Annotated in this window: 25 protein-coding genes and 1 tRNA gene; 19 read left to right on the plus strand and 7 right to left on the minus strand. The window is 60.0% G+C overall.

The genetic code is table 11. The features are described 5' to 3' along the window. Positions 1–150 precede the first annotated feature (150 nt). From HU736_RS22155 to HU736_RS07145, 11 genes are all read left to right on the plus strand, one after another. Positions 151–390 carry a hypothetical protein gene (locus HU736_RS22155; protein WP_264081767.1) on the plus strand — a complete coding sequence of 80 codons (240 nt, stop codon included), beginning with the start codon at positions 151–153 and terminating at the stop codon, positions 388–390. After that, the gene (locus tag HU736_RS07100; RefSeq protein ID WP_186699082.1) at positions 387–644 is read left to right on the plus strand and encodes a DUF551 domain-containing protein; all 258 of its coding nucleotides are present in this window, start codon (positions 387–389) and stop codon (positions 642–644) included. The genes HU736_RS22155 and HU736_RS07100 overlap by 4 nt, the downstream gene beginning before the upstream one ends. Before the next feature lie 20 nt (positions 645–664). Continuing rightward, positions 665–1,084, plus strand: a complete 420-nt coding sequence (locus HU736_RS07105; RefSeq protein WP_186699079.1) for a hypothetical protein — start codon at positions 665–667, stop codon at positions 1,082–1,084. Further along, on the plus strand, positions 1,081–1,275 hold the full coding sequence (locus HU736_RS07110; RefSeq protein ID WP_186699077.1) for a hypothetical protein: 195 nt from the start codon (positions 1,081–1,083) through the stop codon (positions 1,273–1,275). Before HU736_RS07105 ends, HU736_RS07110 begins: the two co-directional genes overlap by 4 nt. After that, entirely contained in the window at positions 1,272–1,448 is a 177-nt protein-coding gene (locus HU736_RS07115; protein WP_186699075.1) for a hypothetical protein, read from the plus strand. The genes HU736_RS07110 and HU736_RS07115 overlap by 4 nt, the downstream gene beginning before the upstream one ends. Positions 1,449–1,735: 287 nt before the next feature. Further along, positions 1,736–2,467, plus strand: a complete 732-nt coding sequence (locus HU736_RS07120) for a hypothetical protein (protein ID WP_186699073.1) — start codon at positions 1,736–1,738, stop codon at positions 2,465–2,467. After that, positions 2,464–3,027: a siphovirus Gp157 family protein gene (locus tag HU736_RS07125; protein WP_186699071.1), complete on the plus strand. Its 564-nt coding sequence runs from the start codon at positions 2,464–2,466 to the stop codon at positions 3,025–3,027. The genes HU736_RS07120 and HU736_RS07125 overlap by 4 nt, the downstream gene beginning before the upstream one ends. 6 nt (positions 3,028–3,033) lie before the next feature. Further along, positions 3,034–3,537 (plus strand): hypothetical protein, encoded by a 504-nt coding sequence (locus HU736_RS07130; protein WP_186699069.1) that lies wholly within the window; start codon positions 3,034–3,036, stop codon positions 3,535–3,537. A 13-nt stretch (positions 3,538–3,550) separates the two neighbouring features. Beyond that, positions 3,551–3,745 carry a hypothetical protein gene (locus HU736_RS07135; RefSeq protein ID WP_186699067.1) on the plus strand — a complete coding sequence of 65 codons (195 nt, stop codon included), beginning with the start codon at positions 3,551–3,553 and terminating at the stop codon, positions 3,743–3,745. Positions 3,746–3,786: 41 nt separating this feature from the next. After that, positions 3,787–4,134 carry a DUF7740 domain-containing protein gene (locus tag HU736_RS07140; RefSeq protein ID WP_186699065.1) on the plus strand — a complete coding sequence of 116 codons (348 nt, stop codon included), beginning with the start codon at positions 3,787–3,789 and terminating at the stop codon, positions 4,132–4,134. Continuing rightward, entirely contained in the window at positions 4,109–4,420 is a 312-nt protein-coding gene (locus HU736_RS07145) for a hypothetical protein (RefSeq protein WP_186699063.1), read from the plus strand. The genes HU736_RS07140 and HU736_RS07145 overlap by 26 nt, the downstream gene beginning before the upstream one ends. Here the strand turns inward: HU736_RS07145 and HU736_RS07150 are convergent. Then, the gene (locus HU736_RS07150; protein ID WP_186699061.1) at positions 4,417–4,638 is read right to left on the minus strand and encodes a hypothetical protein; all 222 of its coding nucleotides are present in this window, start codon (positions 4,636–4,638) and stop codon (positions 4,417–4,419) included. The genes HU736_RS07145 and HU736_RS07150 overlap by 4 nt on opposite strands. 112 nt (positions 4,639–4,750) lie before the next feature. Here HU736_RS07150 and HU736_RS07155 point away from each other — a divergent pair, with 112 nt between their 5' ends. Continuing rightward, positions 4,751–5,302: a Mu-Gp12 family protein gene (locus HU736_RS07155; protein WP_225912989.1), complete on the plus strand. Its 552-nt coding sequence runs from the start codon at positions 4,751–4,753 to the stop codon at positions 5,300–5,302. 322 nt (positions 5,303–5,624) lie between these two features. On the opposite strand, the gene HU736_RS07160 is transcribed toward HU736_RS07155, so the two are convergent. Beyond that, a complete protein-coding gene (locus HU736_RS07160; RefSeq protein WP_186699056.1) occupies positions 5,625–6,122 on the minus strand; it encodes a hypothetical protein in 498 nt (165 codons plus the stop codon). A 147-nt stretch (positions 6,123–6,269) separates the two neighbouring features. On the opposite strand from HU736_RS07160, the gene HU736_RS07165 reads away from it, so the two are divergent. Then, positions 6,270–7,070: a hypothetical protein gene (locus tag HU736_RS07165; protein ID WP_186699054.1), complete on the plus strand. Its 801-nt coding sequence runs from the start codon at positions 6,270–6,272 to the stop codon at positions 7,068–7,070. A gap of 57 nt (positions 7,071–7,127) precedes the next feature. Here the strand turns inward: HU736_RS07165 and HU736_RS21825 are convergent, their stop codons facing one another. Together HU736_RS21825 and HU736_RS07170 are read right to left on the minus strand one after the other, a co-directional pair. Continuing rightward, complete coding sequence (locus HU736_RS21825; protein ID WP_103437459.1) at positions 7,128–7,427, minus strand: hypothetical protein; 300 nt, start codon at positions 7,425–7,427, stop codon at positions 7,128–7,130. 158 nt (positions 7,428–7,585) lie between these two features. Then, the gene (locus tag HU736_RS07170) at positions 7,586–7,798 is read right to left on the minus strand and encodes a hypothetical protein (protein ID WP_182336586.1); all 213 of its coding nucleotides are present in this window, start codon (positions 7,796–7,798) and stop codon (positions 7,586–7,588) included. Positions 7,799–7,928: 130 nt separating this feature from the next. Here HU736_RS07170 and HU736_RS07175 point away from each other — a divergent pair, with 130 nt between their 5' ends. From HU736_RS07175 to HU736_RS07195, 6 genes are all read left to right on the plus strand, one after another. Continuing rightward, on the plus strand, positions 7,929–8,255 hold the full coding sequence (locus HU736_RS07175; protein ID WP_103437460.1) for a hypothetical protein: 327 nt from the start codon (positions 7,929–7,931) through the stop codon (positions 8,253–8,255). Continuing rightward, on the plus strand, positions 8,252–8,461 hold the full coding sequence (locus HU736_RS07180; protein ID WP_186699329.1) for a hypothetical protein: 210 nt from the start codon (positions 8,252–8,254) through the stop codon (positions 8,459–8,461). Before HU736_RS07175 ends, HU736_RS07180 begins: the two co-directional genes overlap by 4 nt. Before the next feature lie 342 nt (positions 8,462–8,803). After that, a complete protein-coding gene (locus tag HU736_RS07185) occupies positions 8,804–9,283 on the plus strand; it encodes a class I SAM-dependent methyltransferase (RefSeq protein WP_186699052.1) in 480 nt (159 codons plus the stop codon). Positions 9,284–9,334: 51 nt separating this feature from the next. Next, positions 9,335–9,835, plus strand: coding sequence for a hypothetical protein (locus HU736_RS07190; protein ID WP_186699050.1), 501 nt, complete (start codon positions 9,335–9,337; stop codon positions 9,833–9,835). 37 nt (positions 9,836–9,872) lie between these two features. Next, positions 9,873–10,277, plus strand: a complete 405-nt coding sequence (locus HU736_RS22035) for a hypothetical protein (RefSeq protein ID WP_367615284.1) — start codon at positions 9,873–9,875, stop codon at positions 10,275–10,277. Beyond that, positions 10,163–11,326, plus strand: a complete 1,164-nt coding sequence (locus HU736_RS07195; RefSeq protein WP_367615293.1) for a tyrosine-type recombinase/integrase — start codon at positions 10,163–10,165, stop codon at positions 11,324–11,326. The genes HU736_RS22035 and HU736_RS07195 overlap by 115 nt, the downstream gene beginning before the upstream one ends. 78 nt (positions 11,327–11,404) lie before the next feature. On the opposite strand, the gene HU736_RS07200 is transcribed toward HU736_RS07195, so the two are convergent. From HU736_RS07200 to ihfA, 3 genes are all read right to left on the minus strand, one after another. After that, positions 11,405–11,481, minus strand: a tRNA-Pro gene (locus tag HU736_RS07200). 98 nt (positions 11,482–11,579) lie between these two features. Beyond that, complete coding sequence (locus HU736_RS07205) at positions 11,580–11,936, minus strand: MerR family transcriptional regulator (RefSeq protein ID WP_186699046.1); 357 nt, start codon at positions 11,934–11,936, stop codon at positions 11,580–11,582. Next, a complete protein-coding gene (gene ihfA, locus HU736_RS07210; RefSeq protein ID WP_002553164.1) occupies positions 11,917–12,219 on the minus strand; it encodes an integration host factor subunit alpha in 303 nt (100 codons plus the stop codon). The genes HU736_RS07205 and ihfA overlap by 20 nt, the downstream gene beginning before the upstream one ends. Positions 12,220–12,223: the final 4 nt, after the last annotated feature.

Here is a 12,223-nt window from a genome sequence, read left to right on the forward strand (position 1 = left end):
CGGAGATCAGCGCCGGCCAGATCACACCCCGATGCATCCCGCATCCCCTTCCCTTCACTTCGACCGCATTGGCAGGCGCCAGGCCACCTTTCACGGTGGGTTTGGTCACCTTCGCCTGGCTCCTGACCAATGCGGCCAGAGGACTTCGCAATGTGCGATTGCAGACAGAAATTCGAGCAAGCCGCAGTAGAGCGGTATCCGGGAATCACCGGTGCCAAGGCGACCCTGCAGGGTTACATGCTTATCCCAGCTGGGCGCCAGTATGCGGAATGTGAGGTCGTCGGAACCCGCACTACCGCCAAGGGCAAAGAGATCAAGGCCAAGGCAACCATCAACGTGCTTGGCAGCTACTGCATGTTCTGCGGTGAGAAGCACCCGGAGGCAGCATGAGCGGCTGGATCAAGTGCAGCGACAGGCTGCCCGAGCTACAGGATGACTCTGTTCTCGCTTACGCAGACGGCACATCAAAGCACGCCGGGCGCCATGCGTGGCCAAAGGGCGGCATCGACATGGTGCACATCCAAGACTACTTCGGCGATGTCACCGCCGGTCTGGATGAAGCCGGCAACCAGCTCTACACGAAGATGTACCTGAGCAACGGTGTCACCCACTGGCAGCCCCTCCCTTCCCCACCCACCGAGTAACCCACCACCAGGAGGCGACCATGTCCGCACTTCAAGCAGCACAATGGCAGTACGACAACCGGTTGCCTCCTGAGGTGAGTGAAACGCCGCAGGAGCGCGCAGAGCGCCACTGGATTGAGGAAGGCATCGACCAACTGATGCGGGGCTCGGACTACCTGTTCCAGCGCCGTATGCGACCTCAGCAAGGCGTGACCTACGAGCGCTTCGCTTTGGCCGTGGACGAGTTCGCAATGGATCAGCTTGCCCAGTCTCGCAGCAACTCCGCCCTGGGGCACCTGGTGCTGGACGGTCACCGCCGGAATGGGGCAGACGCTCAGATGAGCACGCACAAGCTGCTTTCGGTGGCCGATCCTGACGCAGCTTTGCGCCAAATCGCTGCAGAGCTGATCGCCCCCTTTGCTGAGCAAGGAGTTCTGGCTCAGGCCGAGGAGGCGCAGTGAGAAGCCCTCATGTCCTGATCGATCAGCAACTGGATGCCATGACCCACCCCGGCACGCCTACCAGCTACTCGATGATCATCTCTCATCAGCTGACGGCAATGCTGGGTGACGGGCGCATCACCATCGAAGAGTTCAACCACTACTGCGGGCGCCTCAACAGGATTGTTGATGGGCGCAAGGAGGTCGCGTGACTACACCAATCGTGAAGACGCTCATCGACGAGCAGATCGAGGAAGTTAAGGCCGCCCAAGTGCGCGGCACTCTGCGTTTCCCAGTGGGCATGCGTGTGGCAGACCTGCCCTACCCGATCAAGGCCGACTGGCTGAAGCGCCGTCCCATGGCGCGACCGAGGCCATGCCCGTGACCCGCTACCAACGCGCCCGCCGCCTGGTGATATGGCGCGGTTCCTTCTCTGCCATCTTCGCCTGCACCTTCTTCATGCTCGCCAGCGCACTGGCTGGCTCAATCACTTCCTGATCACACATCCGGCGCACGGCGGACCTTCGGGATAACCGTACCCCTTCGGGAGCGTAAGCGGCGAGAGCGCGCAACCATCCACCGCAGCCAGGGCCTGGAGCGTACCTCCGTGCCTGGGTGACCTGGCATTCCCCTATTCCAACTGACGGCGCCGGCCTGGCGCGAGGTTTTCCAATGTCCAATACCAATTTGCGCATCTGGGAGCAGGTGCAGACCACCGATACCCGATTCACCAAGGACGCCAAGGTCGGCGGCCAGCAGATCACCAGCCTGAACGGCACCGCGATGGTCATGAAGGCGACCGAGTTGTTCGGCCCGGTGGGCATCGGTTGGGGCTGGAAGATCATCGAAGAGCGCTTCGACGATGGCCACGAAATCTACGCTGGCGAAGGCGACAAGCGCGCCTGCATTGGCCGCGAGATCGGCCACACCGTGAAGATCTGCCTGTGGTTCGTGCAGGACGGCCAGCGAGGCGAGATCGAGCAGTACGGCTGCACCCGGTACCAGTACAAGACGAACTACGGCATGACCACCGATGGCGAGGCACCGAAGAAGTCGCTTACTGACGCCATCAAGAAAGCGCTTTCCATGCTCGGTTTCAGCGCCGACGTATTCCTCGGAATGTTCGACGACCAAAACTACGTCCAGCAGCTGCAGGCCGAGCAGGCCATCGAGCAAGCCGAAGATCGCGAAGCCGAGATGGAGAGGCAGAAACAGGAGCGCCTCGACTACATCAAATCCGTAGTCGAAACCATGCAGGGCGCCCAGTCGCTGCAAGAGCTGAAGAAGCTTCACGATCATGCCGTACGCCGCTTGAAGGCTCGAAATGACGACACTGCAATCAAGCGGGTTGCCAAGGAGCTGAGCGATCTCGCGCCGAAATTCACCCAGGAGGCCGCCGCATGAGCAGCCTCTACCCGCTTACCAAGCAGATGATGGAGTTGGCCGCCATGGCCGACACCGACGACGAGGGCCTCAAGCAGGCCATTCAAGACACCATGGACGGTATCGCGGGTGAGTTCGGCGACAAGGCCGACAACATCGTCATGCTGCGCCGCAACATTGACGGCGAGGTCTTAGCCATCGATGCCGAGATTGAGCGCCTCGCCGAACTCAAGCGCCTCAAGAAAAATGCGGTCACGCAGATCAGCGACTACCTGCGCCGCAACATGGAGGCCGCCAACATCAAATCGATTAAGCGCCCGCTGTTCACCATCACCCTGGCCGCGGCCCCCGAGAAAGTGATCGTGGACAAGCTGGATGAGATCCCCGATGAGCTAGTCCGGGTGCAGGTGACTGAGGACCCGGACAAGAAGGCGATTGCCGCCAAGCTCAAGGCCAACCGCGAGCACAACGAAGCAGTCCGCAAGCGCATGGCCGCCGGCGAGGACTGCGAACACGAACTGATCCCTGACGCGCCTTGGGCCCACCTTGAGCGCGGCGAAAGCTCGATTCGAATCAAGTGAGGCAGCATGAACCCATCAATCGACTTGGAGGCAGCGAAAGCTGCCTTCTTCTCCTCTGGCGGCCAGCTTGTCGTGCTGGAGGGATTCACCTACCAACCTTTTCGGCAGCGCAAGCACCCTGAGCCGAAGCCAAAGCGATCCAGCCCGCGGCACGAGAAGGCGCTGAACAAGCAGAAGGCTGTGGCCAGGGAGCGCGCCGCCAAGGTCGCAGAGCTGGCCAAGACCATGAGCTGCGGCGAGGTGGCAGAGCTGCTGGGCACGACCAAAGGCGCCATGTGGGGTATCGCCGCGAGGGAGGGCTTCAAGTTCTTCTCGCCTCCCAAGAAGGTCAAGCCAGAGAAGGCAGTGATTGACCAGGCCGAGGCCGACCGGCGAACCGCCGATCAGATCATCGCCCTTCGTGATACCGGCGCCTCCCGCTGCCGGGTCACTGCCCAGCTCGGAATCGGCGACCGAAAGCTGCAGCGGATCATCGCCGCTTTCGACATCGACTTTCCGCTCAAGCGATGACGGGGGGTAGCGAATGAGTGATCAAGGCGAACATCCCAGCGTTTACTACGATGGCCGCCAGTGCCGGCGCAACGGCGCAAGCAAGCTGGCAAGCCCCTTCAGCCCCACCACATTCCACGGCGCCTGGTTCTTGGCCGGCTGGAATGACATGGATCTCGAGATTGAGCAGAAAAATCCGAAGCGCGCTGCAAAGAACAAGGCGGCGTGAGCACCTGAGTATTCCCCCAAGTGGCCTGCAGGAGGTCGAGCATGGCAACCCCATTCGATGCGTCGGCGCGAAAGCCGGTGCGCAAGCTGTACATCACCCGCAGCGGCGGCCAGTACCGGCCTGATGATGTGGCCCTGGCCTTTGCGCTGAGCCTGAAGTTTCACGACAGCGCCGATGAGCTGCGCAAGCTGGCCCGGCGTCTCGTCGACAAGGTCTGCCTGGAGCATCAGCCGAACCTGAAACGCCTATCCCGCGAGCCTGACGACGCCAAGGTGTTCGACGCCGCGCTCAAGATCATCAACCGGGTGTGCGACCTGCTCGACATCGGGCCGGGCACCCGCTTTGTGCGTAATGGAGAAGATGATGGCTCTGACGCAGCAGCAGCGTGACGAGAAGCGCCGCGCCAAGGCCGAGCGCCTGCAGGAAGAAGACCTGCGCTTGAAGGTTCGACCAGGGACTAAACTGGCCCTGCTGGAACTGATGGAGTGGGCTGGGATAGAGGAACAGGGAGAGGCGATGACGCTGATGATCCACCACTTGCATGGGCTGGGCCCGGGCGGCGCGCTGCCGCTGCTGGAACCTCCGCGCCACGAAATCATAGTTTCACCTGCTGTGGCGCGAAAGCTTGCGAACTTTAGGGCGCGCGAGGCGCTGAGAATCGAGCTGGCAGACTAAATCTTGCCATCCTCAATAAGCTTCTCAACCGCTGCGATCACTCCTTCCTTGGCCTCGGCTTGCGATTCCCAAGGTCCTTCGACGGTATGCAGCACCTCAAGCGAACCAGGTTTTACTATGTGGAAATGCTTGATAGTGCCGTCTTGAGGTCCATACGGCGCAGCATGTACTAGCACACCGTTGTGACTGATTTCGATTGCCCCGTCATTCTGGCTCATTCACTTCTCCCTAACTCGGCCCCATGCCGGCCACCCGTAATACCCCATCCCAAACCAAATTGCCACCATGCCGCATCCGGCCACGGAGGGCGGCGCATGCATGGAGAAAGCCATGAGCTACTTCTACAAGACCGAATCCCCAAAGGTCCTGGCCGCGGTGCGCGCCTGGGACGAAAAGAAAGCAGCCTGGCACGCCCAGCGCGAGAAGCTAGGCCATGTATTCGGCGCGGCCTCTTCGCCGAGGTACAGCGGAACCCGCAACTACGTGGGCGGCATCAAGCTCAGCGCCAGCCGCGAGCTGGATGTGCACTGGTGCAGACCCGATGAGTACGGTTACCGGTCATTGCGCCGCGCCGCCAAGCACGTCAAGGGCAGCGACAAGGAAGTGCGCGCCGCCGAGAAGGCGGAACACCAGCGGCTGCTGGATCTCTGGAAAGAGCACTGCCCCGACTCCATCGACCAAGACGAAATGTGGGAAGCCATGGGCGTCGAGCGCGGCGGCATCTGGCTCAGCGGCGGCGTGTGCTTCGAGTACAACGGCATCGTGTACCTCAACCTCGGCTCTCTGACCTCCACAGATGGCGTGGATGGTCTGGTTGAGGTAGTGAGCAGCGAGTACGAAGCGGCCCGCCAGCGCGTGCTCAACGCACGGAAAGCCGCCTGACCCTCCCGCGCTGGCCGCCAGCGGATCAGCCTTTCCGGTGCACCTCTGGTGACCAAGCGCTGCTGAAGACGATGACCCCGAAGATCACCAGGTAAAGCCAGTGCTGGCTCGGGTACGAGAAAGATCCTACCTGGGCGACCACAAACACTGTTCCACCCACAACTAGACGCTGCCGGCGCGTGAATCGCTGTCTCAACGCTACCAGCTTACTTTTCCATCCCATTACCACTCTCCCTGTTTGGTAAGCGGCGAAGCATATCACCAGAAGCGCTGCCCGCCAGCGCCTTCCCCTATTCAACGATAACGCCTCCCCGGCGAGTACTCAGCGCGCCTGGCAAAGGCCGGTCAGAGCGCTCGACACTAGAAGGTCGCCGTAACCCCATACGATTGTGCCGACGACAGAAAGGACGAAGGCGCTAACAGTTGCGATCGTGAACGGCAATTTGACTCTCTTGAATACTTCAATCCCGTAGAGATCACCCATAAATTTTCCTTCAAGGTGGTCTCTCATACGCGTCGCATAGATTCCGACGATGACGGCCCCTATCGTCGTCAGAGAGCCACTTCTCTGGAACCAACTGGGAAGGGTTTGGCCGCTCGGAATAAGGCCTGGGATGAGTGCAAGCACCAGAACAGCGACTGATATAGCCAAGCTGATCCAGATCTTTACGAAGCACTTCCGCGCTTCGTCGTTGAAGGGCTTCAGCTTTTCGGCTGGGTATTCCTGATCAGTCACATTCAACTCTCCCTGAAAACGGCGAATCATAGCCGCGAGATTTCCCCATGCCCACAGAAAACGCGGAGGCCGCATGAAGCCCATCCCCCGCTCCTACTCCCGGCCCCGAGTCGGCATGCCCCGGTTCCAGCTCACAAATACGTGCGACGAGTGTGGCGGTAGTCGCGCCCACGGTAACCACAAGGCCTGCTCGAAGAAGCGACAGGCAAGGTATCAATCGGAGAATCGAGCATGAGTAGTAACCAGATGGTCAGCGTGCCGCGCGATGAGCTTGAAGCTGCATGTCAGCGCTTCGCCAAGGCCCAAATCTTTGATTTCTCCCGCAGGATGCGCGCCCTCCTTGCTCAGCCAGCCGATCAGCATCAGGGCGAGCCGGTGGGTGAGGTTGTAGCGTTCGGGAAAGGGCTGCACGAGATAGCTTGGGCAGCCGGGCGGATGCCGAAGCTCGGCGCCAAGCTCTACACCAGCGCCGATCCTGCCGAGGTCGAGCGACTGCGCGACGAAAACCGGAGACTGCGCGAAGTGATCAAGCACTCTGACGCGCAGATAATGCGGCAGAGTATGCGCATATCGAATCAGCGCGCCCAGCTGGCCAAGCGGGATGCGCCGCACCCTATCCGAGTGCTTGGGCAGGAGGCCTATTCAACGTTGGTAGGCATGGTCGAATTCTGCCTGAATAAGCGTGCCTGCCTGGGGATGGATGAGGGCTACAAGAACTTCCTCGACGAAGAAGACGAGCACGACTTCGTGAAAGAGCTGCGCACCTTTGTCGCCCTATCCGCCAGCGCAGAGCCGAGCGCACCGATCGCCTGGCATGTCGGCGGCAATGGCTATGACCGGATCTGCTTCGAGAAGCCAGACGATCTACCGGGACGCCCTTGCATCCAGGCCATCCACGACCAGCGCCAGCTGATTGACCTGCTCAAGCGCTACGACCTGCGCGACGAAGATGTGCCGCCCGATGAGCGGGGACACGGCATCCCGGGCACATCACTTCAGCGCCTGAACGCCCTGGCCAACGAGGGCGAGTAAGCGACGCGCCGCAAAGAGCACATCTGTACTCCACCCAGCTGTAACCCCTCTCCCCCTCTATTTCGATGCGGCGAGGCGGTCAGCTGCAGGAACACCTTCAGTTGCTATTCGGCGAGCAAGCCCCACGCCCCAGGCCAGTGCTCTGGTCATCGACTCGCCTGGACGGGAGTCGAAAGCCTCTTCGTGAAGGGCCATCCCGCTAGGTGCATAAATACCGATGAACATTTGCGTTTGTCCAGTCCGGGAGAGTCGGACTTGAACATCTACGTGCGTCCCATCGTCGAGCGTCTCGTCGTGGGTGCGGTGGTGAAGTGTAGGGTCGGCCCATTTCCAGAAAATGTCTCCACGAACTCTCATCTCACCGTCCTTCGGTTATTGTCCTGTTGAAAGGTAAAAGATAACGCACAAAAGTTTGCAATCAAGTCATTCGGCGCACTGGATCTGTGCAACTGACGACCGGGACGATAAGTTGTACAAGTTTATTATCTTGTATAGTAATTAACCGAAAGCTGTGCTTAAGAGCGACCTTTATCCGCTTCGGTTTTTTGCTCCAGTGACTCGGCGAATTCGATCCATTGTTCGAACGCCGCGCGGTGCGCAGCGCAGGCGGCGCGCCACTCTGGGCCACCCAGGCGACCATAAGCGACCTGGTTCATAGTGGTGCTAGTGAGCGAATCTAGTTCTCGCAACAGCTTATAAGCTCGGTAGCGCCTTTCGATATCCGGCATGTTCCGTCTCCCCAACTTTTGCACTGCAAGACAGAGCCTTTTTCCAGGCTTCTGCCCGATGGACCTGCCGGAATAGCACTTATCCCATCCTAATTTTGATTGTCCGCTGAATGGCGGCTAAGGAATCGTCATGCCTGAAGAAATCAAGCTGATCCAATGGGCGCCGGTGGTGCGCGACGAAAATGGGATGTTTCAACACCCCGACCTTCCCGACTTCGACGAGGGTGACGGCGACAACTGCAAGGCCTGGATTGCCGAGCAGGGCCTGCAGGTTTGCATGGTCAGCCTGGAATACGCCGATGAGGCGATTGCCAGCCGGTACTTCGAAAGCCATGACCCAAATTGCAGCTATTGGGAGCCAGAGCGACCTACTGGCGGCGACTGGTTCTGTCTGGCCATCCACGACACCGACGACGGCCCTGTCTGCTGGTGGGCTCGCCGCGAGGCGAAGCCATGAAGCGCCACCTGGTCTTTATGGGCGCCATGATTGGCGCCTTCGCCTTGGTTCAGGTCTTCTGCGTGGGCATGTTCGTCGGTCGCGAAACCAAGGTCTGCCAGCTGCAGGCCGGCAACGAGCGCCAGCTCTCCCCGCACGAAAAAGATTCAGGACCTACACCCGCACTTGCGCCTGGGCGCTGGATTGATGAGAGGTATGAGCTGTGAGCAGACAACGCGATACGCCGGTGCCAGACGCAGGCACTGGAATGCTGCACAGGCAGAAATGGGGATTGCCATCGGAGATTTACCCCTGCCCTTCACATACAGGTGACAACTGCAGCATGTGTGCCGGGACGGGCTATCGATCAGTGTGCACCTCGACAGCCTGCCACGAGCACGGTTGCCAAGGTGGTGGATGCTCGAGCAGCGCTGAAAGGTATCGCTCTCAGCAGGCCCACAAGGAGGAACCATGACCGACCTGATCGTACCGAAGACCTGCACCTGCCCATCCGGCGACGGCTCACTGCGCTGGCCGTGCCCGGTTCATCAGCCAGATGAGAGCCAGCCATGAGTGCTGCCGCCAAGGTGCTCGACCCCTGCAGCGCCAGCCGCATGATGTGGTTCGACAAGCAAGACCAGCGCGCTTTGTTCGGCGACATCCGCGATGAGGAACACCTGCTCTGCGACGGCCGCGTGCTAAAGGTGGAGCCCGACGTGCTGATGGACTTTCGCCAGCTGCCCTTCGAGGACTCGACCTTTCGGCTGGTCGTGTTCGATCCGCCGCACCTCACCCGGGCCGGCGTCGATAGCTGGATGCGCGCCAAGTATGGGGTGCTCACCAGCGACTGGCGGGAGGACATCCGGCAGGGCTTCGCTGAGTGCTTCCGCGTGCTTGAGCCCGAAGGCATCCTAATTTTCAAGTGGGCCGAAGCCCAGGTGCTGGTCAGTGAGCTGCTTGCCCTGACCAGTGAGAAACCTCTATTTGGCCACAAGTCCGGAAAGCGCGAGAAGACGCACTGGATCACGTTCATGAAACGCCCCGCCTAACCCCTCCCCCTACTACTCAAGCCCGCCGACATGCGCGGGCGAGGATAACCTGTGCCTGAGAATACTGAATACAGCATGTCGCCGGATGATGCGCTGATCATCGCCGGCATTGGCCAGCACGGCCTGAGCATGCGCCGAACGATGATTCAAGCCGTAGTGGATCAGCACGGAACCGCGAGGCTGGCAGAGATGTTCGCCCAGTTCATCGGCATGGCCAATTCTGTCGCAGCTAACTGCGCCGAGATGAGCGACACCGTGCTCATCAATGAATGCGGCGTCCACCCCGACAAGTTCGACAGCGTGAACCTGCCGACCATCTTCGGGGCCTGCCAAGGCGTGCAGATCGCTGGTAAGTGCGATCCCGCTGGGGCGTGTCATGGCTGCGCTTACCGGCTTGGCTCCATCGCAAATCAGTCGCCCATCACCACCAGCGATGCCGAGTTCATGGCGCATGACCGCAAGGGTTTCATGTGCCACGCCGACCTCGATGAGCGCGGCGAGCCTCTTCGCGTATGCGTGGGGCACGCGAAAGCAGCTCGCGCATCCAGCTGACCACCAACCTGCCGCCACCGGCGGCGTGGAGACCTACATGGCAAACGCCAGCGCGGCACCGGCCGCACGCATTCTGCCGCGCGTCATTCGCGCCGGCGAAGCCCCCAACTACCTCGGCATGTGCCGTGCGGAGTTCAACAAAACCGTCCGGCCTTACGTGAGCGAGTTCCCGATCGGTGAGCGCGGCATCGGCTTTGATCGTGAGGAGCTCGACGCCTGGGTCAACGACTACATCCAGTCCATGGCAATTGCGAAAGAAGGCGCTCAGGGACGACAATCGCCCGGCAGCGAGCGCCCATCAGGAGATAAGGGATGGCGCGAAAGACAATCACAGGCCTCTCCCAGCGTAACGGGATCTGGCACATCGACAAGAAGGTCAACGGAGAAAGAATTTACGAGAGCACTGGAGTTGGTGACCGGGCGGAAGCGGAAAAGTACCTGATCCACCGGTTGGAGCAGATCCGCCAGCGCAAGGTGTATGGCATACGGCAGGTCAGGACATTTCGCGAGGCGGCGACACGGTATCTGCTCGAGCACAAGGATCAGCCATCGATAAAGCTGACCGCATTGTGCCTACAGCAGCTTGACCCTTACCTGGGCCACCTACCGTTGACGCACATCGACGACCAGGCTCTCGCAGGGTTCATTAGGGATAGGCAAACCGACAGGACGCTGCCTGACGGCAGGATCAGCAAGGCTGTCAGCAACAGAACCGTGAATATCGCCATTGAGCGCGTGATTCGCGTCCTGTCGCTGGCTTGCCGTAAGTGGCGGGATGAGGAGCGCAGGCCCTGGCTCGACAGCATTCCGCTGCTGGCCAAGCTGGAGGAGAAGAGATCAAGCCGAAAGCCCTACCCGTTGTCATGGGATGAGCAATCGATCCTCTTCGGGGAGTTGCCGGACCACTTGCACAAGATGGCCCTGTTCAAGGTGAACACTGGCTGCCGTGAGCAGGAGGTCTGCAAGTTGAGGTGGGACTGGGAGATTCTGGTGCCGGAGCTTGGCACCAGTGTTTTTCTGATCCCGGCCGACTTTGGCGGCCGACATGAGAACTCAGGCGTAAAGAACAGGGATGAGCGCCTGGTGGTGCTGAACAGCGTGGCGAAGTCGATCATCGACAGGCAGCGCGGGATCAGCCGGGAGTGGGTATTCCCGTACAACGACACAGGGATGCACCGGATGAACGATTCGGCCTGGAAGAAAGCGAGGGTGCGCGCGGCGAAGCTCTGGCAGGAGCAACACTTGCGGCCGGCCCACCCTGGATTCGCTTCCATCAGGATTCACGACCTGAAGCATACCTTTGGCAGGCGCTTAAAGGCAGCGGGTGTAACAGAGGAGGATCGGAAGTCCCTACTTGGCCACAAGAACGGGAGCGTGACCAGTCACTACTCAGGCGCTGAGCTTGGGCAGTTGATAGAGGCGGCAAACAAGGTTTCAGCAACGGACTCGCGTGGGCCGGTGCTCACGATTCTGAAAAGGAGGCAGGCTTGAAAATGGAGAAGTCACGCAAAAGTCACGCAAATGAAAAAGGCCACTCCTTGCGGAAATGGCCTAAGTCATTGGGATTATTGGTCGGGACGGAGTGATTCGAACACTCGACCCCTTGCACCCCATGCAAGTGCGCTACCGGGCTGCGCTACGCCCCGAACTGCTCTCGATACTGCTGAGAACGTTACAAAATCTACCCTAACCTTTTGATTAATGAAAGCTTTTTTTCGAAAAACTTTCCACTCGTCGGATCAGGTTATTTCTTCAACACCACCAGCACATCTTCCAACTCGACAATCATCTGCCGAATCATCTGCTTGTACTGCGTCGTGTCTTCCTTGGCTTCATCACTAGACATGCGCAATCGCGCACCGCCGATGGTGAAGCCTTGGTCGTACAGCAGCGCGCGGATCTGGCGGATCATCAGCACGTCTTGGCGCTGATAATACCGGCGGTTGCCGCGGCGTTTGACGGGGTTGAGCTGGGGGAACTCCTGCTCCCAGTAGCGCAGCACGTGCGGTTTTACCGCACAGAGCTCGCTGACTTCACCAATGGTGAAGTAGCGTTTGCCCGGGATGGGGGGCAGCTCGTCGTTATGACTTGGTTCCAGCATAGGCCTCAACCCGGGCTTTCAATTTCTGCCCTGGACGAAAGGTGACGACGCGGCGTGCGGTGATCGGGATTTCTTCCCCGGTTTTGGGGTTGCGGCCCGGCCGTTGGCGTTTGTCGCGAAGGTCAAAGTTGCCGAATCCGGACAACTTGACCTGCTCGTTATCTTCAAGCGCGTGGCGGATCTCTTCGAAAAACAACTCGACGAGTTCCTTCGCCTCTCGCTTGTTAAGCCCAAGCTCCTCGTACAGCCTCTCGGCCATCTCAGCTTTCGTCAGAGCACCCATGCCG

It is taken from the genome of Pseudomonas shirazensis (assembly GCF_014268785.2).
In the GTDB taxonomy this organism is placed as follows: Bacteria; Pseudomonadota; Gammaproteobacteria; order Pseudomonadales; family Pseudomonadaceae; genus Aquipseudomonas; species Aquipseudomonas shirazensis.

What these genes read in the sequence shown, in the direction of transcription:
- HU736_RS07135 (WP_186699067.1), top strand. Translation starts at nt 3,551, where the DNA reads ATGAGTGATCAAGGCGAACATCCCAGCGTTTACTACGATGGCCGCCAG.
- HU736_RS07120 (WP_186699073.1), top strand. Translation starts at nt 1,736, where the DNA reads ATGTCCAATACCAATTTGCGCATCTGGGAGCAGGTGCAGACCACCGAT.
- HU736_RS21825 (WP_103437459.1), bottom strand. Translation starts at nt 7,427, where the DNA reads ATGAGAGTTCGTGGAGACATTTTCTGGAAATGGGCCGACCCTACACTT.
- HU736_RS07165 (WP_186699054.1), top strand. Translation starts at nt 6,270, where the DNA reads ATGAGTAGTAACCAGATGGTCAGCGTGCCGCGCGATGAGCTTGAAGCT.
- HU736_RS07180 (WP_186699329.1), top strand. Translation starts at nt 8,252, where the DNA reads ATGAAGCGCCACCTGGTCTTTATGGGCGCCATGATTGGCGCCTTCGCC.
- HU736_RS07125 (WP_186699071.1), top strand. Translation starts at nt 2,464, where the DNA reads ATGAGCAGCCTCTACCCGCTTACCAAGCAGATGATGGAGTTGGCCGCC.
- HU736_RS07100 (WP_186699082.1), top strand. Translation starts at nt 387, where the DNA reads ATGAGCGGCTGGATCAAGTGCAGCGACAGGCTGCCCGAGCTACAGGAT.
- HU736_RS07130 (WP_186699069.1), top strand. Translation starts at nt 3,034, where the DNA reads ATGAACCCATCAATCGACTTGGAGGCAGCGAAAGCTGCCTTCTTCTCC.
- HU736_RS07150 (WP_186699061.1), bottom strand. Translation starts at nt 4,638, where the DNA reads ATGAGCCAGAATGACGGGGCAATCGAAATCAGTCACAACGGTGTGCTA.
- HU736_RS07185 (WP_186699052.1), top strand. Translation starts at nt 8,804, where the DNA reads ATGAGTGCTGCCGCCAAGGTGCTCGACCCCTGCAGCGCCAGCCGCATG.
- HU736_RS07145 (WP_186699063.1), top strand. Translation starts at nt 4,109, where the DNA reads ATGGCTCTGACGCAGCAGCAGCGTGACGAGAAGCGCCGCGCCAAGGCC.
- HU736_RS22035 (WP_367615284.1), top strand. Translation starts at nt 9,873, where the DNA reads ATGGCAAACGCCAGCGCGGCACCGGCCGCACGCATTCTGCCGCGCGTC.
- HU736_RS22155 (WP_264081767.1), top strand. Translation starts at nt 151, where the DNA reads ATGTGCGATTGCAGACAGAAATTCGAGCAAGCCGCAGTAGAGCGGTAT.
- HU736_RS07105 (WP_186699079.1), top strand. Translation starts at nt 665, where the DNA reads ATGTCCGCACTTCAAGCAGCACAATGGCAGTACGACAACCGGTTGCCT.
- ihfA (WP_002553164.1), bottom strand. Translation starts at nt 12,219, where the DNA reads ATGGGTGCTCTGACGAAAGCTGAGATGGCCGAGAGGCTGTACGAGGAG.
- HU736_RS07140 (WP_186699065.1), top strand. Translation starts at nt 3,787, where the DNA reads ATGGCAACCCCATTCGATGCGTCGGCGCGAAAGCCGGTGCGCAAGCTG.
- HU736_RS07155 (WP_225912989.1), top strand. Translation starts at nt 4,751, where the DNA reads ATGAGCTACTTCTACAAGACCGAATCCCCAAAGGTCCTGGCCGCGGTG.
- HU736_RS07160 (WP_186699056.1), bottom strand. Translation starts at nt 6,122, where the DNA reads ATGGGCTTCATGCGGCCTCCGCGTTTTCTGTGGGCATGGGGAAATCTC.
- HU736_RS07170 (WP_182336586.1), bottom strand. Translation starts at nt 7,798, where the DNA reads ATGCCGGATATCGAAAGGCGCTACCGAGCTTATAAGCTGTTGCGAGAA.
- HU736_RS07205 (WP_186699046.1), bottom strand. Translation starts at nt 11,936, where the DNA reads ATGCTGGAACCAAGTCATAACGACGAGCTGCCCCCCATCCCGGGCAAA.
- HU736_RS07175 (WP_103437460.1), top strand. Translation starts at nt 7,929, where the DNA reads ATGCCTGAAGAAATCAAGCTGATCCAATGGGCGCCGGTGGTGCGCGAC.